This is a genomic window from Lacinutrix undariae (assembly GCF_052934785.1).
Window position 1 is genome coordinate 2,537,063 of record NZ_CM128809.1, and the last position, 24,656, is coordinate 2,561,718.

General features: G+C 33.0%; 22 protein-coding genes. 15 read left to right on the forward strand and 7 right to left on the reverse strand.

Annotated features, from left to right (window positions below; genetic code table 11):
• The first annotated feature begins 26 nt into the window (after positions 1–26).
• The 9 genes from ACU4C5_RS11365 (at position 27) to ACU4C5_RS11405 (ending at position 8,853) form a co-directional block, all read left to right on the forward strand.
• Positions 27–641, forward strand: coding sequence for a TetR/AcrR family transcriptional regulator (locus tag ACU4C5_RS11365; RefSeq protein ID WP_446844331.1), 615 nt, complete (start codon positions 27–29; stop codon positions 639–641).
• Between the two features lies 1 nt (position 642).
• A complete protein-coding gene (locus tag ACU4C5_RS11370) occupies positions 643–1,893 on the forward strand; it encodes a TolC family protein (protein WP_446844332.1) in 1,251 nt (416 codons plus the stop codon).
• Between the two features lie 10 nt (positions 1,894–1,903).
• The gene (locus tag ACU4C5_RS11375; protein WP_446844333.1) at positions 1,904–2,800 is read left to right on the forward strand and encodes an HlyD family secretion protein; all 897 of its coding nucleotides are present in this window, start codon (positions 1,904–1,906) and stop codon (positions 2,798–2,800) included.
• On the forward strand, positions 2,797–3,699 hold the full coding sequence (locus tag ACU4C5_RS11380; RefSeq protein WP_446844334.1) for an ABC transporter ATP-binding protein: 903 nt from the start codon (positions 2,797–2,799) through the stop codon (positions 3,697–3,699). The genes ACU4C5_RS11375 and ACU4C5_RS11380 overlap by 4 nt, the downstream gene beginning before the upstream one ends.
• A gap of 34 nt (positions 3,700–3,733) precedes the next feature.
• A complete protein-coding gene (locus tag ACU4C5_RS11385) occupies positions 3,734–4,462 on the forward strand; it encodes an ABC transporter ATP-binding protein (RefSeq protein ID WP_446844335.1) in 729 nt (242 codons plus the stop codon).
• 119 nt (positions 4,463–4,581) lie between these two features.
• Positions 4,582–4,968 carry a GxxExxY protein gene (locus ACU4C5_RS11390; protein ID WP_136584203.1) on the forward strand — a complete coding sequence of 129 codons (387 nt, stop codon included), beginning with the start codon at positions 4,582–4,584 and terminating at the stop codon, positions 4,966–4,968.
• A gap of 46 nt (positions 4,969–5,014) precedes the next feature.
• Positions 5,015–6,121, forward strand: a complete 1,107-nt coding sequence (locus tag ACU4C5_RS11395; RefSeq protein ID WP_446844336.1) for an ABC transporter permease — start codon at positions 5,015–5,017, stop codon at positions 6,119–6,121.
• Entirely contained in the window at positions 6,121–7,242 is a 1,122-nt protein-coding gene (locus tag ACU4C5_RS11400) for an ABC transporter permease (RefSeq protein WP_446844337.1), read from the forward strand. The genes ACU4C5_RS11395 and ACU4C5_RS11400 overlap by 1 nt, the downstream gene beginning before the upstream one ends.
• Positions 7,243–7,395: 153 nt before the next feature.
• Entirely contained in the window at positions 7,396–8,853 is a 1,458-nt protein-coding gene (locus tag ACU4C5_RS11405) for an NAD(P)/FAD-dependent oxidoreductase (protein WP_446844338.1), read from the forward strand.
• Positions 8,854–9,111: 258 nt separating this feature from the next.
• On the opposite strand, the gene pncA is transcribed toward ACU4C5_RS11405, so the two are convergent.
• From pncA to ACU4C5_RS11420, 3 genes are read right to left on the reverse strand one after another with little or no spacing between them, the layout of a single operon-like run.
• Positions 9,112–9,717 (reverse strand): bifunctional nicotinamidase/pyrazinamidase, encoded by a 606-nt coding sequence (pncA, locus tag ACU4C5_RS11410; RefSeq protein WP_446844339.1) that lies wholly within the window; start codon positions 9,715–9,717, stop codon positions 9,112–9,114.
• 52 nt (positions 9,718–9,769) lie between these two features.
• Complete coding sequence (locus ACU4C5_RS11415) at positions 9,770–11,170, reverse strand: nicotinate phosphoribosyltransferase (RefSeq protein ID WP_446846450.1); 1,401 nt, start codon at positions 11,168–11,170, stop codon at positions 9,770–9,772.
• A 47-nt stretch (positions 11,171–11,217) separates the two neighbouring features.
• A complete protein-coding gene (locus tag ACU4C5_RS11420) occupies positions 11,218–12,216 on the reverse strand; it encodes a metal-dependent hydrolase (RefSeq protein ID WP_446844340.1) in 999 nt (332 codons plus the stop codon).
• A 133-nt stretch (positions 12,217–12,349) separates the two neighbouring features.
• Here ACU4C5_RS11420 and ACU4C5_RS11425 point away from each other — a divergent pair, with 133 nt between their 5' ends.
• From ACU4C5_RS11425 to ACU4C5_RS11440, 4 genes are all read left to right on the forward strand, one after another.
• Positions 12,350–13,657 carry a TolC family protein gene (locus ACU4C5_RS11425; protein WP_446844341.1) on the forward strand — a complete coding sequence of 436 codons (1,308 nt, stop codon included), beginning with the start codon at positions 12,350–12,352 and terminating at the stop codon, positions 13,655–13,657.
• Positions 13,658–13,664: 7 nt separating this feature from the next.
• Positions 13,665–14,741 (forward strand): efflux RND transporter periplasmic adaptor subunit, encoded by a 1,077-nt coding sequence (locus ACU4C5_RS11430; protein ID WP_446846452.1) that lies wholly within the window; start codon positions 13,665–13,667, stop codon positions 14,739–14,741.
• A gap of 227 nt (positions 14,742–14,968) precedes the next feature.
• Positions 14,969–18,163, forward strand: a complete 3,195-nt coding sequence (locus ACU4C5_RS11435; protein WP_446844342.1) for an efflux RND transporter permease subunit — start codon at positions 14,969–14,971, stop codon at positions 18,161–18,163.
• A 106-nt stretch (positions 18,164–18,269) separates the two neighbouring features.
• Complete coding sequence (locus ACU4C5_RS11440; RefSeq protein ID WP_446844343.1) at positions 18,270–18,455, forward strand: YgaP family membrane protein; 186 nt, start codon at positions 18,270–18,272, stop codon at positions 18,453–18,455.
• Between the two features lie 55 nt (positions 18,456–18,510).
• Here the strand turns inward: ACU4C5_RS11440 and ACU4C5_RS11445 are convergent, their stop codons facing one another.
• Positions 18,511–18,702 (reverse strand): cold-shock protein, encoded by a 192-nt coding sequence (locus ACU4C5_RS11445; protein WP_028282170.1) that lies wholly within the window; start codon positions 18,700–18,702, stop codon positions 18,511–18,513.
• 305 nt (positions 18,703–19,007) lie between these two features.
• Between ACU4C5_RS11445 and ACU4C5_RS11450 the strand changes: the two genes are divergently transcribed.
• Entirely contained in the window at positions 19,008–19,346 is a 339-nt protein-coding gene (locus ACU4C5_RS11450; RefSeq protein WP_446844344.1) for a DUF4870 domain-containing protein, read from the forward strand.
• Positions 19,347–19,460: 114 nt separating this feature from the next.
• Here ACU4C5_RS11450 and dnaN read toward each other — a convergent pair whose 3' ends face one another.
• Positions 19,461–20,579 carry a DNA polymerase III subunit beta gene (gene dnaN, locus ACU4C5_RS11455; RefSeq protein WP_446844345.1) on the reverse strand — a complete coding sequence of 373 codons (1,119 nt, stop codon included), beginning with the start codon at positions 20,577–20,579 and terminating at the stop codon, positions 19,461–19,463.
• A 170-nt stretch (positions 20,580–20,749) separates the two neighbouring features.
• On the opposite strand from dnaN, the gene ACU4C5_RS11460 reads away from it, so the two are divergent.
• The gene (locus ACU4C5_RS11460; RefSeq protein ID WP_446844346.1) at positions 20,750–23,692 is read left to right on the forward strand and encodes a S8 family serine peptidase; all 2,943 of its coding nucleotides are present in this window, start codon (positions 20,750–20,752) and stop codon (positions 23,690–23,692) included.
• A gap of 137 nt (positions 23,693–23,829) precedes the next feature.
• On the opposite strand, the gene ACU4C5_RS11465 is transcribed toward ACU4C5_RS11460, so the two are convergent.
• Complete coding sequence (locus ACU4C5_RS11465) at positions 23,830–24,360, reverse strand: GNAT family N-acetyltransferase (protein ID WP_446844347.1); 531 nt, start codon at positions 24,358–24,360, stop codon at positions 23,830–23,832.
• A 26-nt stretch (positions 24,361–24,386) separates the two neighbouring features.
• Positions 24,387–24,635, reverse strand: a complete 249-nt coding sequence (locus ACU4C5_RS11470; protein WP_446844348.1) for a hypothetical protein — start codon at positions 24,633–24,635, stop codon at positions 24,387–24,389.
• Positions 24,636–24,656: the final 21 nt, after the last annotated feature.

Consider the following 24,656-nt stretch of genomic DNA (forward strand, 5'->3'; position numbering starts at 1 on the left):
CCACTTGGTTAAACTATGTAGTTATAATGAAAAAAGCAAAGGATAAAAATACAGAAGAGCAGATTTTAAATGCAGCTAAAAGTATATTCCAATCTAAAGGAATGGACGGTGCGCGCATGCAAGAAATTGCGGATAAAGCTGGTATTAATAAAGCGATGCTTCATTATTATTATAGAAGCAAGCAGTTGTTATTTGAAGCGGTTTTTAAGAATGCATTTTCCTTATTAGCACCTCAATTAAATGCCATTTTAAATGATAATTCTTCTATTGAAGAAAAGGTGAGAAACTTCACTTCAAACTACATCACATTTATTAGTAAACATCCTTATTTGCCAAATTTCATCATTCAAGAACTCAATAGAAATCCAGAGTTTATTCTAAAACTGAAAGACACAAATGGGTTTCCAAATATCGAAAAATTTAAAAAACAAGTCGCTATTGAAATTGAAAATGGACTAATTAAACCTATCACAGCAGAGCAGTTATTTATTAATATTTTGGCTCTAAATATTTTTCCTTTTGTAGCTAAACCTTTAATCATGGCTTTTACAAATACGGATGCTATGGCCTATAAAAAAATAATGGATTCCCGTAAAACGGAAGTTGCTGATTTTATTATTAATTCTATAAAGAACAACTAAAATGAAACACATAACACTCATTTTAATTCTATTAATGTCCTTGTCAAGTAGAGCACAGCAAAGTATTACGTTAGAAGAATGCTATGATTTAGTGACAAAAAACTATCCGTTAGCAAAACAGGAAAAACTCTTAGATGCGCAAAACAAATTGGATTTAGACGTTATTTCTACTTCAAAATTGCCACAGTTAAGTTTGGATGCGCAAGCCACTTATCAATCTGATGTTATTCAGTTTCCTTTAGCAATGTCAGGAATAGAACCCTTAAACAAAGACCAATACCGCGCAACCGTTTCTCTAAATCAACTTATTTATAATGGAGGTGCAACAGATGCGTCTTTACAATTAAAAACGGCTCAATTAAAAACGAAACAAAAGCAAGTAGAAGTCAGTTTGTATCAATTAAAACAGCAAATTAATCAACTTTATTTTTCTGTTTTATTAGCGCAAGAATCTCAGTTATTATTAAACGCAAAACAAGCGCAATTAGAAGCTAAGCTTAAGGAGGTACAATCAGGAATAAAGTATGGTGTTATTTTACCAAGTTCAGATAAAGTTTTACAAGCCGAATTATTAAAAATAAGCCAGCAATTCAACGCATTAGAAAGTAACAAAACATCACTTGTTCAAACATTATCAAGTTTAATAAGTCAGCCATTAAATGCTTCAACAATATTTCAAAAGCCACTTTTAGACACACCGTTACAAACAGAACTAACACGACCAGAATTAGAATTATTTCAACTTAAAAAAGAAGAAATTGAAAATCATGAAACCCTATTGTCTAAAAAAAACGCACCTAAATTACTAGGTTTTGCAACAGGAGGTTATGGTAATCCGGGATTAAATATGTTGGATAATTCGTTTCAAACATTTTATACCGTTGGTGTTAAAGTGAATTGGACTGTTTTTGATTGGAAGGCTAACAAAAAGCAAAGACAATCTTTAGCTATCAACAAAGATTTTATAGAGAATGAAACTGAAATTTTCAAACTCAATACTAACATTGTGCTAAATCAACAACAAAAGGAAATCGATAAAATTGAAACGTTTATTACTTCAGATTTAGAAATAATTAACCTTAGAAAAGACGTGCTCAAATCGGCGGACTCGCAACTTAAAAATGGCGTAATAACCTCTTCGGCATACATCACAGAACTTACTAATTTATACGAAGACGAAAACACCATGGTAAAGCATAATATTCAGTTACAACTAGCAAAAGCCAATTATAATGTCATTAAAGGACAATAATACGAAGCACATGAACACACACACATATATTTTAAGCATAGGCATCATGCTACTTACTTTGTTTTCTTGCGGAAACGATAATGGAAAAGCAGATGGGTACGGAAATTTTGAAGCCACAGAAATAACAATTTCTGCAGAAAATAATGGAAAATTAATGCAGTTTAATCTTGATGAAGGAGATGTGCTTCAAAAAGAACAATTTATTGGCTATATCGATACAATCCCTTTAGCATTAAAACGAGAACAGCTTGTAATTTCTAAAGCTGTCATTGCTTCAAAATCTAAAGGTGTTTTATCACAAATTAATGTATTAAATGCAAAACTAAAAACTGCAAATACAAATAAAACACGAGCTCAAAATCTTATAAAGGACAATGCGGGAACACAAAAACAATTGGATGATGTTTTAGGCGAAATGGATGTAATAAAAAGCCAAATTAGAAGTGTCGAAATACAGAATGCACCTGTCGTGAATGAGCTTAAATCTATTGATGTACAGTTAAAGCAAATTGACGACCAAATCCAGAAAAGCAAAATCACAAATCCTGTAAACGGAACCGTTTTGACAAAATATGCAGAACCAAATGAAATTACTGTTTTTGGAAAACCGTTGTATAAAATTGCAGATTTAAGTACTATGCAATTGCGTGTTTATATAAGTGAAACACAATTAGCTAATATCAAAATAGGACAAGAAGTAACTATTAAAATTGACAACGCAGATGCTATGAAAGCGTATAAAGGAACGATTAGCTGGATAGCTTCAGAAGCAGAATTTACCCCAAAAATAATTCAAACAAAAGAAGAACGTGTGGCATTAGTTTATGCTTTAAAAGTAGACGTTAAAAATGAGGGCAGCCTAAAAATTGGAATGCCCGCAGAACTATGGATAAATACTGCAGAATGAGCATCACAGTTTCTAACATATCAAAATCTTACAAAAGTGTAAAAGCTTTAGAGAACATTTCTTTTAATGTGAAAGAAGGTGAGCTTTTTGGATTGATAGGTCCTGATGGCGCAGGTAAAACAACGTTGTTTAGAATTTTAACCACGCTGTTAATTGCTAATGAAGGTACTGCAACGGTTGCTGATTTTGATGTGGTTTTAGACTATAAAAAGATTCGGAATAATGTGGGTTATATGCCAGGTAAATTTTCTCTCTATCAAGATTTAACCGTTGAAGAAAATTTAAATTTCTTCGCAACTATTTTTGGAACAACCATTGAAGAAAATTACGACCTAATAAAAGAAATTTATGTTCAAATTGAACCTTTTAAAGACCGTCGTGCGGGAAAATTATCTGGAGGAATGAAGCAAAAACTCGCTTTATGTTGCGCTTTAATTCATAAACCAAAAGTGTTGTTTTTAGACGAGCCCACAACAGGTGTTGATCCAGTTTCTAGAAAAGAATTTTGGGACATGCTAAAACGTTTGCAACAAAAAGGAATCACCATTTTAGTGTCTACACCATATATGGATGAAGCCGCTTTATGTGACAGAATTGCTTTAATTCAAGACGGTAAAATTTTACAGATTGATACACCTCAAGCCATTGTTAAGCACTATCCGAAACAGATTTATAACGTTAGAGCAGATAATACGTATCAACTTATTAAGAGTTTAAAGACTTACGAATATAACCATAGTGTCTATCCTTTTGGTGAGTTTGTGCATTATACAGATCGTAGAGCAGATTTTAATCCTAAAGATTTGATACAGTTTTTAGAATCTAATAATCTTTCTAATGTGGAAATAGAAAAAACAGTGGCAACTATTGAAGATACCTTCATGGAATTAGCTAAATAAATTACTAAAACCTGTCAGGTTTAAAAAAAAACGAATGGACAACAATACAGTCATACAAGTAGAAGGGTTAACCAAAATGTACGGAGATTTTGCAGCTGTAGATGCTATTACTTTTGATGTTAAAAAAGGTGAGATATTCGGGTTTTTAGGAGCAAATGGAGCAGGAAAAACTACAGCGATGAAAATGTTGATAGGTATTTCTAAACCAACTGCAGGTAAAGCTCAGGTTGCAGGATTTGATGTTTATAAACAAGCCGAAAACATCAAGAAAAATATAGGTTATATGAGTCAGAAATTTGCTTTGTATGACGATTTAACAGTTAAAGAAAATATCACGTTTTTTGGCGGAATTTATGGCCTATCTAGAAAACTAATAAAAGAAAAAACAGCAATCTTGATTGAAGAATTAGGATTGGAAGACGTATCAGATCAATTAGTTGGTGCTTTACCTTTAGGTTGGAAACAAAAATTATCTTTTTCTGTGTCCTTAATTCATGATCCAAAAATCGTGTTTTTAGATGAGCCAACAGGAGGAGTAGATCCTATTACTAGACGACAATTTTGGGAAATGATTTACAAAGCAGCCCATCAAGGTACTACCGTTTTTGTAACTACGCATTATATGGATGAAGCTGAGTATTGCGACAGAGTTTCCATTATGGTAAACGGAAAAATTGAAGCTTTAGATACACCTAAAAAATTAAAAGCACAATTTCAAGTAGATAATATGAACGATGTGTTTTTAAAACTTGCTAGAGGATAGATATTTCCCACAGATGTCACAGATTATCGCATAAAAAAGTATAAGTACACCTTGAGGGAAATCTGCGGTTATCTGCGAAATTTGCGGGAGTAATAATAAAAAATTATAAAAAAAATATTATGGAGCAAAAAACAGAAAATGACATTTCATACCTAATTAGAGGAGCTATTTTTAAAGTCTATAATGAATTGGGACCAGGTTTATTAGAATCTGTATATGAAACCATTTTAATGTATGAATTAAAGAAACAAGGATTATCAGTTAAAAAACAAGTCCCATTACCAGTATTTTATGATGGTATAGAATTAGAAATTGGCTTCAGGTTAGATTTGTTAGTCAATAATAAAGTAATAATAGAAATAAAATCGATTGAAAATTTAGCAAAAGTACATCATAAGCAAGTTTTAACTTATTTAAAAATTTCGGAATTAAAGCTAGGTATTTTAGTAAATTTTAATGTGGATGACATCACAAAAGGAATATTCAGAAAAGTAAATGGATTATAACAATAAAAAATCTGCGGTAATCTTTTAGATCTGCGGAAGATAAATAATGAAAAGATTTATAGGCTTCATAAAAAAAGAATTCTACCATATTTTTAGGGATAAACGTTCATTGTTTATTCTCTTCGGAATGCCAATAGCACAAATCATGTTATTTGGTTTTGCGATTACTAATGAGATTAATAATGTAGAGATTGCAGTTTTAGACCATTCTAAAGATGCAACAACAACAGAAATTATTAATAAAATTTCAGCTTCAAAATACTTTAGTATCAGTCAATTTATTAATAAAGAATCAGATATTGAAACTATTTTCAAAAAAGGAAAAGTAAAAGCGGTTTTAAATTTCGAAAAAGGATTTAGCAAAAATTTAATTAAAGATCACAAAGCAACTATCCAGATTATTACAGATGCTACAGATCCTAATACTGCAAATACAGTAAGTAACTATGTCAACGCTATTCTTCAACAATATCAAAATGAACTTAATAAAGACATCGCCATCACTTATCAAATTGTACCACAAACCAGAATGGTTTACAACCCAGAATTAAAAAGTGTGTACATGTTTGTTCCCGGTGTAATGACCATTATTTTAATGTTAGTTTCTGCTATGATGACTTCGATTTCTATTACTAGAGAAAAAGAATTAGGGACTATGGAAATCCTTTTGGTGTCACCCATAAAACCAATTCAAGTTATTGTTGGCAAAGTATTTCCTTATATTTTTCTATCTATTATAAATGCTACAGTTATTGTTTTACTAAGTATTTTTATCTTTAAAATGCCAGTTCAAGGAAGTCTCTTTTTATTAGGATTTGAAAGTGTTTTATTTATAATTACAGCATTAGCTTTAGGTATTTTAATATCAACAATTTCTGCTACACAACAAACAGCAATGATGATTTCTTTAATGGGTCTTATGCTTCCAGTAATTTTATTGTCCGGCTTTATTTTTCCAATTTCAAGCATGCCCTTACCATTGCAAATTATTAGTAATATCATTCCTGCAAAGTGGTTTATTATCATCATAAAAGGCATTATGCTAAAAGGTGTAGGATTACAATATTTATGGAAAGAAACCTTAATTTTAATAGGAATGACAGTGTTTTTTATAGGATTAAGTGTGAAGAAATATAAAATCAGATTGGAATAATGAAAACAATCCTATACATCATACAAAAGGAGTTTAAGCAAATTTTTAGAAATAAAGGTATGCTTCCTATCATCTTTGTTTTGCCATTATTTCAACTTGTGATATTATCTAATGCAGCAACTTTTGAAGTCAAAAACATCAAATTCGGTTATATTGATAACGATCATACAGCAACATCTAGAGCGTTAATTGAAAAATTTAATGCATCCACTTATTTTAATGTATTAACAGATTTTCCTTCGGAAGCATTAGCCAGTGCTGCGATGTTAAAAGGAGAAGTAGATGTGCTTTTAGAAATCCCACACTATTTTGAACGTGATTTACAAAAAGAAAAACAGAATAGCTTAGGCGTAACTATAAACGCTATTGATGGCGCAGCAGCAGGTGTAGAAAATGTGTATGTCACACAAATTGTACAAGGCTTTAATCAGAGTATAAAAGTAGATTTATTACAAGTTTCAGATAAACAAATACAACCAATAGCGATAGAGACTATTCCATTATTTTGGTATAATAAGACCTTAAATTACAAAACCTTTATGGTTCCTGGTATTCTAGTTTTATTAGTAACCATGATTACGCTCTTCCTTTCGGGAATGAATATTGTCCGCGAAAAAGAAATTGGTACGCTAGAACAAATTAATGTGACTCCAATTAAAAAAAGCCAGTTTATTATAGGGAAGCTTTTTCCATTTTGGGTGATAGGCATGGGATTATTAACGGTCGGGTTAATTTTGGCTAAAGTCATTTTTAATATTCCGATGATTGGTAGTTTAGCATTACTATATTTATATACCTCTATTTATATTTTAGTCATTTTAGGAATCGGTTTATTTATTTCCAATTTTACGGATACACAGCAACAAGCGATGTTTATTGCCTGGTTTTTTACCGTTATTTTTATTTTAATGAGTGGCTTATTCACACCAATAGAGAGTATGCCAAAATGGGCGCAAACCCTTACCGAATTTAATCCAATACGCTATTTTGTAGAGGTGATGCGTATGGTTATGTTGAAGGGCTCTGGTTTTAAAGATATTCTTCCTCAGTTATTAAAAACAGCGATTTATGCTTTTGTAATGAATGCTTTAGCGGTTTGGAGTTATAAGAAGACAAATTAACAGACTTGTGTAACAAAAGTTACTGTGTAGTACCTATAATTACTCAATCTTTGTACTATTATTAAGGTGTTCTATTTATCAGATATTCAATCTGATAGATTCTACTTCATAGCTTTAATTTTAAACTAAACTCACATTCTAAAACCATATAAAATGTCTAAAATTGTCATTTTAGGAGCAGGTATTTCTGGTCATGTTGCAGCAACTCATTTACGCCGAAAACTGCCAAAAAATCATGAAGTAATTGTAGTATCTCCTAACAGTAATTACCAATGGGTCCCTTCAAATATTTGGGTTGGAATTGGTAAAATGAAATCAGAAAAAATATACTTTCCATTAGCACCTTTGTATAAAAAGAAAGGTATTGGATATAAACAAGCCAAAGCGATTTCTTTTTTCCCTGAAGGAGATAAAACAGAAGAAAAACCTTATGTTTTATCAGAATATGTGCACGGAGATAATAAAGGAACGCAAGAAAAGATAACCTACGATTATTTAATTAATGCTACAGGTCCAAAATTAAACTTTGAAGCTACAGAGGGTTTATTACCAGGTAAAAACAAAGCGTATTCAGTGTGTACATTCTCTCATGCAGATCATGCTTGGTTAGGTTTGAAGGCATTAATCCAAGAAATGAAAGCGGGTAAAAAAGCTAAAATTCTAATCGGTACAGGTCATGCAAAATCGACTTGTCAAGGTGCTGCTTTTGAATATATTTTAAATGTTGAGCAAGAATTACGCAAGCATAATGTGCGTGACATGGCAGAAGTCACTTGGATTTCTAACGAATACCAACTAGGAGATTTTGGGATGGATGGTATGTTATTAAGTTATGGTAGTATGACCATGAAATCTCATGAAATGGTCGAAATGGTTTTTGAAGACAGAGACATCAAATGGATCCTTGGAGCTGGCGTAAACAAAATTGAAGACGGTATAGCTCATTACGAAAATTTAGAAGGCGAATATAAAGTAGAAACTTATGATTTTGCAATGTTAATTCCTTCGTTTTCTGGTCATGGATTTAAAGCCTATGATAAAAATGAAAACGATATCACAGAAAAACTCTTCAAAGGTTTTATGATTGTAGACGCCGATTACACGCCAAAACCATATGAACAATGGTCCGTAAAAGATTGGCCAGAAACGTATCAAAATCCAAGTTATAAAAATATTTTTGCTCCAGGAATAGCCTTTGCACCACCACATGCCATTTCTAAGCCAAGAACGAGTAAAAACGGGACGGTAATTGCTCCAGCGCCACCGCGTACAGGAATGCCATCAGGTATTACCGCAAAATTGGTTGCTGATAATATTATAGATTCTATAAAAAGTGGAAAAGAATCTTTAAATCATAAAGGCTCTATGGGAAATATGGGAGCAGCATGTATTGCTTCTGCTGGTTACGGGATGCTATCTGGAAGCGGAGTAAGCATTACAACGTATCCAATTGTGCCGGATTATGAGAAATATCCAAAAACTCAAGGGCGACAATTAGGAAAAACCTTCGGACAAATAGGTTTAGCCGGTCATTGGTTAAAATTAGCATTGCATTATGCCTTTATCTATAAAGCAAAAATGCGACCATTTTGGTGGTTGATTCCGGAATAAACAAAACGCCTAGTTTTTAATTGATATGAATCGCTTATCCTGAAAGACCAAAGTGAAATTTAGGATATCATGAAAATTTTACAAGAATTTAATAATTATCAAAATGACAGAAAGAATATCAAAATATCAAAGATTTAAAATGATGAATCCAATTATTCAATTTTTCAAATTCATTTATTTAAGTATAAAAATAATGTTAGTGGTCGCAGGGGGACATGGAGGTACAAGAAGCTAAACAGAAAGAAGGGTTGAATAATTTTAAAAAGATGCTGAAGTTATAATATGCACACCCATAGCAATCATCTTGGTTTTAATAGCTTCAAAAGCTTCTAGATCTAAAGGTTTTGCAGCATCTTCAATAAAATAGCATTCAAAACCTTCTTTAACAGCATCACGAATAGAAAAGTAAACACAAATATCAGAAGCAAGACCACAAAAATAGAGTTTTGTGGTCTCTTTTTCTTTTAGATAGCCTGTTAATCCCGTTGCTTTTAAATGATTATTATCATAAAAGGCGCTATAACTATCAATATTAATATCTGTACCTTTTCTAAAAATAGCCTCGTATTTTGTGGTGTCTAACTCAGAGTGCAATTCGGCACCTTTACTGCTTTGTACGCAATGCTCAGGCCATAAGGTTTGCATTTGTCCACGCCACTCAATACTATCAAAATCAGATTTTCCTTCTTGATTTACAGCAAAACTAGAATGTGCTTTTGGGTGCCAATCTTGTGTGGCTACAATCAAGTCGAATTTATCTTGTATGCTATTTATTATAGGTACAATGGTATCACCATCGGGAACAGGAAGTGATCCTCCAGGCATAAAATCGTTTTGCACATCAATGACTAAAAGTGTTTTCATAGTTTGACTATTTTAATATAATACGCTAGAGCTTTTAAAACGCGGTTTAAATTTAATTTTTATGTTTGTTAATTAGTTCATTTCGTTCTTTCTTAAGTTGACTACTCAATCCAACTTTATAGGTATGCGGGTTTTGAAAACGCTTATATTCATCAGGAAGTTGGGCCAAACGGGATTGTGAATATTCTGCAATTTCGGTAACTGTTCTTGCAGGAATCATACGTTTTCCGTGTTCCATGACTAACTCTAATAATGGTTCTTTTTTTAGAGTACTAATATCTATCTGTTTAGTAATATCAAAAGGATGTTCCATGTGATCAATTTCACCTTCAGCATACATAGCCACAGCATCGGCACCATAAAATAGCCCATCCGCATCAATTATGCGATATACTTGCTTTTTAAACGGTAGCGATACTTTTATAATGTTTTCAGAGAGTTTAATTCTTGGGTCACCATTATATTCAGATAATTTATAAACACCATCTAACGCAGCATCTGGTCGTCCTGTAACCAAATTAGTTCCTACGCCAAAAACGTCAATTGGTGCCTGTTGTTCTTTTAAACTTTTGATAACAAATTCGTCTAACTGATTTGACACTACAATTTTCACATAACTTAAATCAGCAGCGTCTAAAACGGCTCTTGCTTTTTTAGATAAATAGGCTAAATCGCCACTATCTAATCGGATTCCGAAAAGTTTTTCACCTTTTTCTTCCATTTCTTTGGCAACTATAATCGCATTTGGAAGTCCTAATTTTAGGGTGTTATACGTGTCAATTAAAAGCACACAATTTTTAGGTCGTACTTGTGCAAAATCACGAAATGCATCTAATTCATTATCATAACTCTGTATAAACGAATGTGCCATAGTTCCTGTAGATGCGATGTTATAATCTTCGGCAGCTTTCACATTACTAGTACTATCAAATCCACCAATAGCAGCAGCTCTAGACGCATAATAACCACCTGTGGCATGGGCACGACGTAATCCCATGTCTAACAATATAGCATCTTTAGCGCTATAGCGTATTCTACTCGCTTTGGTTGCAATTAAGGTTTGAAAATTAAGAATATTTAGTAACAGTGTTTCAATAATTTGCGCCTCTATAATATTAGCTTCGACTTGTAAAATAGGACGGTTAGGAAAAACAATATCACCTTCTTTACTAGAGCGAATACTACCTTTAAAGCTAAAGTTTTTTAAATACTCTAAAAACTCATTTTCAAATCCTTTTTGTTTTAGATATAAAATGTCAGATTCTGAAAATTTAAGAGACTCCAATATGTCTAAAACATCCTCTAATCCTGCAAATAGGGCATAGCCATTATCAAAAGGATTGCGACGGTAATAATAGTCAAAGACCGCTTTACCATTTGGTTTGGTCACAAAATAGACTTGTGCCATTGTAATTTGATATAGATCCGTATATGCTGCAGTAATGTCCATGATTTTTAAGTTTAGTTTACTAAGATATTTAAAATTTTGTTTGGTCGAAATTAATTCCCTTTCACACGTTGCCAAAGTTCTGATAGCAGCTTTTTACCGTCATTAGAATCTTTTGGAGCTTCAATAAATGAAACCTTACCAGAAGAATCAACTTCTAATTTGTATTTAAAAACAAAGTTTTCTGATTTTGGTTTTAAACTTAATAAACCAAAACGTAAATCGTTAAAATAAAGCGTGTTTTCTTTTTTTGTGATTGTGTACCAACCTTCACTAATAGCAATCATTTGCTTTACACTTTTATCTTCAACAAGACTGCCTAGTAAGTTGTGGTTTTTAGGATAGCTTTCAAAAGTGATGGGTTGGCTGTCAAAAAAGGAATAATTCCCCAATAAATAAGCCTCTTCAGTTTGCACATTGGCACTCCAAAGTATGGTGTTTAAAGGCGACGGTCTAGTATCAATATCTAAATAAGCTATGTTTTGTTCTTTCAAAGCAGATTCAAATTTGGTGTAAGCTGCCCATTTTAAAAGTAGCGTAATGGCTAAGTACGATGTACTTATTATTAATCCCATTTTGTTATAAAAACGTCGTTTTGTAGTGGTTCGTTTTTGACGCATTGCCAAAATCAAGAATATCAGAAAAGGAACGGTGTATAATGGATCAACTACAAATATGTTTTTAAAAGCTAACCGTAAATCAAAAGGCCAAAAGAGTTGCGTTCCCCAAGTGGTGTGAGCATCTAATATAGGATGGGTTACAAATGCTAAAAAGAATAACCAAGTCCAATTTTTAAAGTTTTTATAGGTTTCGTACCGCGTAATAATCCATGCGAAAATAGGTGCAAAAAGCACAGAAAACACAATAGAATGTGTAAACCCACGATGTAGATAAAGTGCCGTGACATTGTCTGTAAAAAAGGAGGCTAAAACATCTAAATCAGGAATAGTTCCAGCAATAGCTCCGTAAAGCATGGCTTTGTTTCCAACTTTTCTACCTAAAACAGCTTCTCCTACAGCTGCTCCTAATACTATTTGTGTTAATGAGTCCATATAGTATGCAAAAATAAGTGATACTAATATATTTATAACAAGACTTCTGTTTTAAGTTCCTTTTTGGTTGGTAACTAATGTTACCAACCACGCTGTTTATGTAATGTACATTTGTACTGTAAATTAATAGTTGATGAAAAAATATATTTATATACCATTATTGCTTTTAGGATTAACACTTACAGTGCAAGCTCAACAAGTAGTTCCTATTGCAAAATCTGATGTTTTATCTAAGGTGTCAGCAGAAAATACTAGCATAAAAATTTCTGAAGAAGACTTTAAACAAGCTAGAGCAGATTATAGACAAACCAATGCCGTGTTTTTGCCAAATATTACAGCAAGTCATACAGCTATGGCAACGACTAATCCATTGATGGCTTTTGGGAGTAAATTAAATCAAGAGATTTTAACACAGAACGATTTTAGTCCCGCGTTGTTAAACGATCCTTCTCAGATTGAAAACTACGCGACTAAGTTCGAAATTCAGCAACCATTAATAAATTTAGATGGTATTTACCAACGTAAAGCGGCTAAGTCTAAAATGGAAGCGATGTCTTTAAAGACAGAACGAACACAAGATTATTTAGTTTTTGAAGTAGATAAAGCCTACATGCAACTCCAATTAGCCTATAAAGCTGTTGACGTTTTAGAAAAAGCTTTGGATGCAGCAAATGCTAATAAGAAATTAGCAGATGATAGCTTTAAACAAGGGTATTTACAACGTGCAGATGTATTGAATGTTGAAGTCCGTGTTACTGAGGTTCAAAACCAATTACAAACCGCTAAAAGTAATGTGCAAAATGCGTCTAATTATTTGTCTTTTTTAATGAATGATGAAACTTATGTTGTGTATATGCCTAGTGACGAATTAGCCATTGGCACATTTACAATGGAAGACAAAGCAGTGTCTGAAAACAGATCGGATATTAAAGCCATGCAATTGGCCTCAAATGCTTATGAAGCGATGAATAAAGCTGATAAAATGGCGTTTTTACCTCGTTTAAATGCGTTTGGGAGTTATGAGTTGTATGACGATAACATTTTTCAAGGCGGTTCTAATGGATACTTATTTGGAGCACAATTAAGTTGGGATATATTTCAAGGCTCTAAACGTATTGGAAAAGCGCAAAAAAGTAAATCAGAATTCGAAAAATCTAAATTAGAATACAAGCAATATGTATCACAAAGTAATTTAGAATTAAACAAAGCGAAACGCGCCTTTATAGATGCTGACAATAAGTTGAAATTAACAACTTTAGCATTACAACAATCTGAAGAATCTTTAAGAATTAGAACCAACAGATTTAAAGAAGGTTTAGAAAAAACGTCTGATTTATTACTAGCTGAAACGCAATACGCACAAAAGCAATTGGAATATTACCAAACCATTTTTGAATACAATTACACACAAGCATACTTACAATTTTTAACTAAAGAATAATTTTATGATGAAAAACATATATACACTCTTAACACTTTCTGTAGCACTATTAGTAGCAGGTTGTGGAAGCGAAGACAAAAAACCTGTTGTAGATAATTCGCCAGCAATTAGCGTTAAAACTAGTCAAGTAGCAGCAAACAGTAACAGTCCTTTTTTATCTGTAAGCGGAAAAATTCAAGCGACAAATAGTGCAGATTTAAGTACTAGAATGATGGGTTACGTTAATAAAGTACATGTTAACGTTGGCGATAAAGTACGTAAAGGACAATTATTAGTGTCTATTAATAATAGCGATTTACAAGCCAAGAAAGCTCAAATAAATGCAGGAATAACCGAAGCTAATGCTGCTTTAAATAATGCACAAAAAGATTATAATCGTTTTAAAAACTTGTTTGCAGACAATAGTGCGTCTCAAAAAGAGATGGATGATATGACTGCGAATTACGAAATGGCAAAAGCTAGAGTAGAAGGGGCTAATCAAATGAAAAACGAAATAAACGCACAGTTTGCTTACAGTAATATTACTGCGCCTTTTAACGGAACTGTAACTAGTAAAACTATAGAAGCTGGTAATATGGCAAATCCTGGTGTACCATTGATAAGTATAGAAACACCAGGGAATTTTGAAGTTATGGCAATGGTACCAGAAACTGAAATTTCAGAGATTAAATCAGGAACTACAGTGGATGTTTTAGTCAAATCCATTAATAAAACGTTGCAAGGGAAAGTAAAAGAGGTCAGCACTTCAGCTAAAAATACTGGAGGGCAATATTTAGTGAAAATAGATTTAGATAAAACAGAAGCTACTATTTTATCAGGGATGTTTACAACAGTTCAATTTCCTGTGGAAAGAAAAGCCACGTCATCAATGGTTTTAATACCGAAGGATGCTATTGTAACTAATGGTCAATTATCGGGTGTCTATACCGTAAGTCAAAGTAATACCGCATTATTACGATGGTTGCGTTTAGGCAGAACTTTTGGAGATCAAGTAGAAGTATTATCTGGTTTAAATGCAGACGAAGCATATATTGTTTCTGCTGAAGGCAAACTATTTAATGGTGTAAAAATTACAATTCAATAACTAATAAGTTGCGTTAAGGATAGAAACGACATCCTTTTTTACTTAATAAATAAGCTGTTATTACGAGGAGTGCAACGACGTGGTAATCTCCCAATCGATTAAGAGATTGCCACAGCAAATAAAAAAACACTCAGTAATAACTGGTGAAAAAGATACAGTGTATAGCCTGTTAAAACGCCCAAAATATAAATATTTCCATTGTCATGGGAATAAAAAAAGTAATAATTATGAAAGAAGGAATCGCAGGTAAAATTGCCAAAGTCTTTATGCAATCGAAGCTTACAGTGCTTTTGATGATTGTATTTATGGTGGTTGGCGTGTACAGTTCGTTTTTAATTCCGCGTGAAGAAGAACCGCAAATTGATGTGCCTATGGCAGACATTTTTGTGGGGTATCCAGGAGCAAGTCCTACGGAAGTGGAGTCGCGTGTGATTAAGCCTTTAGAGCAATTAATTTCGAATATTAAAGGTGTAGAATATGTGTATTCTACGTCCATGAAAGAGCAAGGGATGGTCATCGTACAGTTTTATGTTGGCGAAGATATAGAGCGTTCTTTCGTTAAATTATACAACGAAATTAACAAGCACATGGATCAAATGCCTGCTGGTGTCACGTTTCCGTTAGTAAAAACGCGTGCGATTGACGATGTGCCTATGTTGGGATTAACACTGTGGAGTGAAAATTATGACGATTACCAGTTAAACCAAATGGCTCAAGAGTTGGAAGCCGAAATTAAGAAGATAAACGATGTGGCGATTACGCATAAAATTGGAGGTCGTGACCGTCAATTACGTGTCGTTTTAGATAAAGATAAATTAGCTGCAAGTGGCTTAGATTTCTTGTCAGTTTCGGAAATGATTAAAGCAAATAACAGCCAATTAAGTGCTGGGAGTTTTGATAAGAATGATACCGAGTTTTTAGTAAATACAGGTGCTTTTTTAGCTTCGGTTACTGATGTTGAAAATTTGGTGGTTGGCGTGCAACAAAATCAGCCTATTTATTTAAAACAAGTCGCTACAATTATTGATGGACCAGAAGTGCCACAAAATTATGTGAGTTTAGGTTACGGAAAAGGAAGTGTGAAATCGGCGGATTATAAGTCAGAATATCCTGCGGTAACCATTTCGGTAGCAAAACGCAAAGGTGCCGATGCTATGAAAATTGCTGAGGTCATTATTGATAAAGTCGATCATTTACGTAGCACGTTAATTCCGGATGATGTACATGTTGAGGTTACCAGAAATTACGGTGAAACAGCGTCGCATAAAGTATCAGAATTATTGTGGCACCTTATTGGGTCTATCTTTGCAGTAACACTTGTAGTTATGTTAGCCATGGGATGGCGTGGTGGATTGGTCGTGTTTTTATCAGTGCCAATTACGTTTGCTTTGACATTATTGAGTTATTATATGATGGATTACACGCTAAACCGAATTACCTTATTCGCGTTAGTGTTTGTAACGGGAATTGTGGTCGACGACTCCATTATTATTGCCGAAAATATGCACAGGCATTTTAAAATGAAACGTTTACCGTTTAAAGAGGCTGCTTTGTATGCGATTAATGAAGTTGGTAATCCAACTATTTTAGCAACATTTACGGTTATCGCGTCTGTTTTACCTATGGCTTTTGTGTCTGGATTAATGGGACCATATATGGCGCCAATGCCAATAGGAGCGTCTATTGCCATGATATTATCCTTGTTTGTAGCGTTAACAATAACTCCTTATTTGGGTTATATTTTCTTAAGAGAAAAAGATAAAAAAGGAGCAGAAGAGACACCTGAAAAAGCTGTTGAAGACACGCTTATTTACAAGGTATACAACAAGTTTGAACGTCCTTTATTAGAAAGTAAAGGCAAACGTTGGTTGTTTTTAGGGTTGACTTTTATGGTATTAATGGCGACAATGGTGTTGTTTTTTACAAAGTCGGTTGCAGTAAAAATGTTGCCATTTGATAACAAAAATGAATTCCAAGTGGTTATTGATATGCCTGAAGGCACAACATTGGAACGCACAGGTGTTGTGGCTCAAGAAGTGTCACAGTACTTATCAACACGACCAGAAGTGGTTAATTATCAAAATTACGTTGGTACCTCTGCGCCAATTACGTTTAACGGTTTGGTACGTCATTACGATTTACGTGGTGGATCTAATATGGCTGACATCCAAGTGAATTTAATTGATAAAGACGAACGTGATATTCAAAGTCATGGTATAGCTAAATTAATGCGTCCAGATATTCAAAAAATAGCAGCTAAATATAATGCCAATATTAAATTGGTAGAAGTGCCACCAGGACCTCCAGTAATGTCTACCATTGTTGCAGAAGTATACGGACCTGATTATAACGAGCAAATTAAAATCGCTAATGGCGTTCAAAATATCTTAAAAAACACCACTGATGTTGTAGATATTGATTGGATGGTTGAAGCCGATCAAACGGAGTATCAATTTGATATAAACAAGGAAAAAGCCATGTTGTATGGTGTTGCACCACAGCAAATAGCGTACACTATGAATATGGCATTGTCTAATAGATCCATCACAAGTTTGTATGACGAAGATGCGGTTACTCAAGTTGGTTTGGTATTGGCTTTAGATGAAAAAGAGAAATCTACAATTACAGATATTTCACAATTAAAGGTAAAATCGAAACAAGGTAATATGGTGCCTATTGCAGATTTAGTAACGATTACCGAAACGATAGCTGCAAAAAGTATACATCGTAAAAACCAAAAACGTGTGGTTTATGTTATGGCAGATATGGCTGGAGATTTAGAGAGTCCTGCTTATGCTATTCTTGGAATGGAAGAAAAGTTAAAAGAGATTCCGTTACCAAAAGGCTACGAGTTAAACGAAATGTATTTAGGGCAGCCAGATTTTGAAGATAATTATACAGTAAAATGGGATGGCGAATGGCAAATCACATTAGAGGTGTTTAGAGATTTGGGAATTGCCTTTTTAGGCGCCATTATCTTAATATACATTTTAATTGTTGGTTGGTTTCAAAATTTTAAGGCACCAATTGTAATGATGGTTGCGATACCATTATCGTTAATTGGAATTATTTTAGGACACTGGATTATGGGTGCGTTTTTTACAGCGACTTCTTTTATTGGTATGATTGCTTTAGCCGGAATTATGGTTAGGAACTCGGTATTACTTATCGATTTTATTAATATACGAATTACAGAAGGTGTGCCACTAAAACAAGCGTGTATTGAAGCGGGAGCAGTGCGAACAACTCCAATTTTATTAACCGCAGGAACTGTTGTTATTGGTGCATTTGTGATTTTATTTGATCCTATTTTTCAAGGGTTAGCAATTTCGTTAATGGGAGGGACAATTGTATCGACCGTGCTAACTTTATTGGTTGTGCCATTGGTTTATTATATGATAGAGAAGAAGAATTATAAATAATGAGATTCTGAAATGCATTCAGAATGACGTGAATAAAAAATAATATCTAAAAATACAGAACAGGTAGCTGTTATAGGATTTATATAAATTTAAAAAAAGAAGAAAAATGTTAAATACATATTTTAGAGTAATTGTTGGTGTTATGGTATTGCTAAGCGTTGTGCTTTCAGTTTATGTTAGTCCAAAATGGATGTGGTTTACCGTATTTATAGGTGTAAACTTAATACAATCTGCTTTTACAAAATGGTGTTTGTTGGAAAGTATATTGGTTAAACTAGGTGTGAAGAAATAATAATAAAAAAGCCTATCATTAATGATAGGCTTTTTAAAAAACTTGAAATATATGATTAGATAACTTTTACGTTTACCGCATTTAATCCTTTGTTTCCTTCTTGTAAGTCAAATTCAACTTCATCACCTTCGCGAATTTCATCGATTAATCCTGAAATGTGTACAAAATGATCTTTATCTACACCTTCTTCAGTGATAAATCCAAATCCTTTTGTGTCGTTGAAAAATTTTACTGTTCCTTTACTCATAATAATATTGTAATTAATAATTTTAGTTAAAAGTAGTGCCAAAAAACGAGATTAAGGTACTTTTAATGTTTTATTTTTTTTTAATTCATTATATCCCTGTTTCATAATGCTTTTTTCAGAAGAAATATAGCAGGATAAATCCTCAATTTAAAGTTAGAAGCAGCTAGTTTTTGGTAACGATTTACAGGGTAAAATATAGGCTATGGTGAAGCTATTTTTTACCATGGAATAGCTTTTTGTTTTTTTCTGTAACATTTTTAAAAAGTTTGCGTCCTATAAGTATCAATCAACAATCACAATCAATTATGAGAGAAGATAATCAATTAATAGTACTTACCCATTTGAGTCAGTTACTATGTTTTTTTACTGGTTTTGGAGGTTTAATCGCTCCTTTAATTATTTGGGCAACACAAAAAGACAACGTTTTTAAAATGGATGCTCAAGGTAAGTCTATTGTTAACTTTCAAATTAGTTTATTAGTATATTCATTGTTGTGTATTCCCTTAATTTTTGTTTTTGGCTTAGGTATTTTATTGTTAATTATTTTAGGGATTTTAGCTTTAGTGCTACCTATTATGAATGCTGTAAAAGCCAGTAATGGAGAGTCACCAACATACCCATTATCTCTTAGTTTTATTAGTTAGTTATTTTTTACATAAAGAGATAAAACAAAAATGCTCACTTTTAAGTGAGCATTTTTAATTTCAGAAAAAGCCGCAATTAAAAATTGCGGCTTTTTTATTTATGTGTATTTTATTTTAATTATTTAGCATTACAGGCATCACAAGCATTGTTACTTTTTCACCCTCATCCAAGCCATCAATAGGTGTTAAAATTCCTGCTCTGTTAGGTAAACTCATTTCTAGTTGAACTTCATCTGCATTAAGGTTGTTAAGCATTTCAGTTAAAAAACGAGAGTTAAACCCAATTTGCATATCATCTCCATGATAGTCACAAGTTAAGCGTTCTTCTGCTTTATTAGAGTAATCGATATCTTCAGCAGAAATATTTAATTCGGCACCAGCAATTTTTAAACGTATTTGGTGTGTTGTTTTATTTGAAAAAATACTTACACGTTTTACTGAGTTTAAGAACTGAGTTCTATCTATAGATAATTTATTAGGATTTTCCTTAGGAATTACCGCTTCGTAGTTAGGATATTTACCGTCTATTAAACGACAAACTAATTCTGAATTTTCAAAAACAAATCTAGCATTAGATTCATTATATTCAATAGTCACATCATCACCACTAGTTGCTAAAATTCCTTTTAAAAGATTTAAAGGTTTTTTAGGCATAATAAACTCTGCTACCTGACTAGCTTTAACATCTTCACGAGTATATTTCACCAATTTGTGAGCATCTGTTGCTACAAAGGTTAAACCTTCTGTTGAAAACTGAAAGAACACACCACTCATTACCGGACGTAAATCATCATTACCAGCAGCAAAAATGGTTTTACTAATGGCAGTCGCTAAAATATCACCCGTAATAGTTGTAGTACTAGGGTTTTCTAAAGCTACAGCTTTTGGAAACTCATTTCCATTTGCATAAGCTAAAGCATATTTACCATGATTAGAGCTGATTTCAACCGTATTGTTATCTTCAACAACAAATGTTAAAGGTTGCTCCGGAAATGTTTTTAGAGTGTCTAATAACAAACGAGCAGGTAAAGCAATACTACCTTTACTGTCGCTTTCTACATCAATTACGGAAGACATTGTCGTTTCTAGATCACTAGCTGATACTGTAAGTTGCGAATCATTTAGTTCAAATAAAAAGTTGTCTAAAATAGGTAAGGTATTTGAGTTGTTAATAACACCTCCTAAAACTTGTAATTGTTTTAGTAAATATGTGCTTGATACAATAAACTTCATTTAGGTTTTTTTAAAAATTGTACAACAAATATATTTCATTATTATGATAATGTTTAATCTTAGTTATACAATTTTATCAACAGTTTTAAAATTTTAGTTAAATTCTTTATGATAGGATATTTTTTTTTATTGCATGTATTAGCTATTTTTACCTCACAAAAAAAAGAAAAATGAAAAGAAGAATCCTTAAAAACTACTTTTTATGGTCATTTTGTATTGTAGGAGGGCTTAATTTCCTTTCGGCACAAACCGATCAAGAAAAGAAAACGATTGCTAGTGGCTATGACCAGCAATACCTTTCGCAATTATCAGCACAATTATCAGATACGTATTTAAAAGATAAGAAACATGCAGATGATTACGCGAAAGCTAACAATATTCCAACGGTCATTAATAAGCCTAATGGAGGAATTGCTATTTTGCATAAAGTATTACAAGATGGTACTTTAATATATACCGCTACCGATAATGCTGGTGCTGCAACAACTATAAAAGCCGATAAACTTTACACAGGAGGAAGCTTAGGGCTTACTGTTGAAGGACAGGGGATGACTATAGGTGTGTGGGATGGTGGAAAAGTAAGATCTACTCACGAGCTTTTAGGTGTAGACAGAATTATACAAGTTGATGGCGCTACAGAAATTAGTGATCATGCTACTCACGTTACAGGAACTATTATTGGTGCTGCAGAACCTAATGATGGAGCAACAAGAGGTATGGCATTTAAAGCGAATGTACATGCTAATGATTTTGGTAATGATTTATCAGAAATGACTACCCAAGCGGCTAATGGTTTATTGATATCTAATCACTCTTACGGGTTAGGTGTCGATGAAGATACGCCAACTTATATTTATGGTAACTACAACTCAAAAGCAGCAGCTTTAGATGATATTATGTTTAATACACCGTATTACACGATGGTAAAATCTGCAGGTAATGATAGAAATACGGGGTTAAACACAATAGATAGTGGTTATGATTTAATAACAGATATGAGTTGTTCAAAAAACTCAATTACAGTTGCTGCTGTAAATCAGGTAAATGATTACACAGGTCCTAGTGATGTGGTAATGTCTGATTTTAGTAGTTGGGGACCAACAGATGACGGACGTATTAAGCCAGATTTATCTGCAAAAGGAGTAAATACATATTCTTCAACCTCAGATTTTGATAGTTCTTATGGTTATAAAAATGGAACATCAATGTCTGCACCAAGTATTTCTGGAGGATTAGCATTATTACAACAATTACATCACGACTTAAATGATACTTACATGCTTGCTGCAACTTTAAAAGGTTTAGCAATTCATACTGCTTCAGAAGCAGGTTTAAACCCAGGTCCAGATTTTGCTTTTGGTTGGGGGTTATTTAATGTAGAAGCTGCCGCTTTAGCTTTAGTTAATGAAGGCGCAACATCTATTATTGAAGAAAACACACTTAATAACGGATCAACTTATGTTAAAACAGGAACTGCTTTAGGTACAGTGCCTGTTATGGTAACAATTTCTTGGACAGATCCAGCAGGATCAGTACAAGATACCACTGAAGATGAAACCACTTCTAGATTAGTAAATGATTTAGATGTTGTTTTAGCAAACTCAGCTGGTGATTTATTTTACCCTTGGAAGATGGGTAGTTCACATACCGCAGCAGCTACAAAAGGAAATAACGAAAAAGATAATGTAGAGAAAGTTGAAATTGATGTTCCATCAGGAGTATATACTATTACTGTTTCTCACAAAGGAACTTTAGTAAATGACCTTCAAAACTTCTCTTTAATTGTAACCGGAATTTCAGAATCTGATTTTGCTTTTACAGTAGATAGCTTTACAAAATCATTTTGTACTAACGAAACAGGAACTTATAACTTTGATTATACGTCTGTAACTTCTTATGACGGACCAACAATGCTATCTGTGTCAGGATTACCTGCAGGAGCAGTAGCTACATTTACACCAGCTCAAATTACTACTGAAGAGACTTTTACTTTAGATATTTCAGGGTTAGAAAATCTTTCAGAAGGAACTTATAACTTTACAGTTGTAGGTACAGGAACAGGAACTACTGATGTTAAGGAAGTTGAATTAGAAATGACTATTAATGATGGTTCTGCTCTAGATGACACTGCAATTGTGTTTCCAGCAGATGGTGCTACCGATGTCTTTATTTATCCTAGTTTAAGTTGGACAGCTGTTGATAATGTTGCCGAATATGTTGTAGAAGTTTCTAGAACTCCAGCATTTCCTTCTTTTTTAACAACTACTTATACAACAACAGAAACTAGTTTATTACTTGCAGGTTTAACAGATAATACTACTTATTACTGGAGAGTAAAACCGGTTACAATATGTTATACAGGAAACCTTGCCACAGCATCTTTTACAACCGAAACTTTAGGATGTGATGCCGGTGAAATTGCAGCAACAGATATACCAAAATCAATTAGTACCTCAGCAACTTCTACAATAGAGTCTGTAATTACTATTGCAGCAGCAGATGCCTTAATGGTAGGTAATATTGAAGTAGGTGTAGATATTACACATTCTTATGTAGGTGATCTTGTGGTAAGTCTTATTAGTCCAGAAGGTACCGAAGTTGTCTTATTCAGCGAAGTATGTGGAGAAACAAGTAATGTTGATGTAACATTTAGAGATTCGGGAACAGCTTTCTCTTGTTTAACAACAACCCCAGTTATTAACGGTATTGTTAAGCCTCAAAACTTATTAAACGCATTTATTGGTGAAGATTCAGCAGGTGATTGGACACTTAGAGTTGTTGATGGTTATGATGGTGATGGCGGATCTTTAAATAACTTTTCATTATTATTCTGTAGTACTTCAGGCGCATCATTATCAGTTTCTGAAAATGAAATTGAAAGCTTTGATGTATTCCCTAATCCAGCTGCAGACTATTTTGAGTTTACATTGTTAAACCAACAAGATGATTTAAAATTAGCTGTTTATGATATTAACGGTCGTTTATTATTAAATCAATCATTTGATTTACAAACTAGAAAACTTGTTGATGTGAAAGCATTATCAACTGGTGTGTATTTCGTGAAGATTACTAATGGAGATCAAAAAGGTACTAGAAAACTTATTATTAAATAAGTACTAATCTTTTATATATATTAAAAAAAGCGACCATGAAAATGGTCGCTTTTTTGTGTTTAAGATTGTTTTAGTTTGGTGTGATGTTATTTAGAAGGTTTAATGTATTAGTTGTGGAAATAGATCTGTAAGTTGATTTATAATTCTTTTCTAAGAATGATAGTGTGGAATTTTTCAATAAATACATCAACATCTTTTTCAGACATCTTATTTGGATACGACATTAATAATAAATGTAATGGTGGTTGACCGTCTCTTAAAGGTGGCATTTCGTAATACTGCAGATTTAGTTTAAAGCCAAGTCTTTCATAAAATGTTATTCTACGTTTATTGATATGGGATTTGGGCAATTCAACCTCTAGTATGATAGGTTCATCATTACGAGCTATAAACTCATTTAATATTGTTTTTCCAAGCCCTTTGTTTCTTTGCTCAGCTGCGGTTGCAAAATGTTCTATATATTTATAAATGCCAAAATCCCACCACAATAAAAATCCGATGAATTGGTTGTTGTCAATTATAATATCAAAATGATAATTGTTGTTTTTTAAAACATAAGATTGATGCTCTAAAACTCTGCGTTCTTCTAGAGGAAAAGCTTCTTCATAAAGTTTCCATGCTTTTTGAAAATAATTATCTGTGGTATTTGTTAGTCTTATTAATTTCATTATTGAAGGAATAAGATGGGGTGAATTTATTGTTTTTTAGAAGACTTAAATATCAAAAACCCGAAAACTAACGGAATTAAAACACCAACTAGTGCAGCGTAGAATCTCCAATCTTGGTAGCCTTTTTCAATGCCTTTATTTATAAAAGTATACCCGCTTATAAAAATCCAAATGATTAAGATAATAAAAGGACGTTTTTTATTGCTTTTCATGGTTAATTTTGTTTGATCTAAATTATTGTTTTTCTTAAAGGCAGTGTCTGTTTTAAATATCAAAAAGGCGTAGTGAGACTTTAT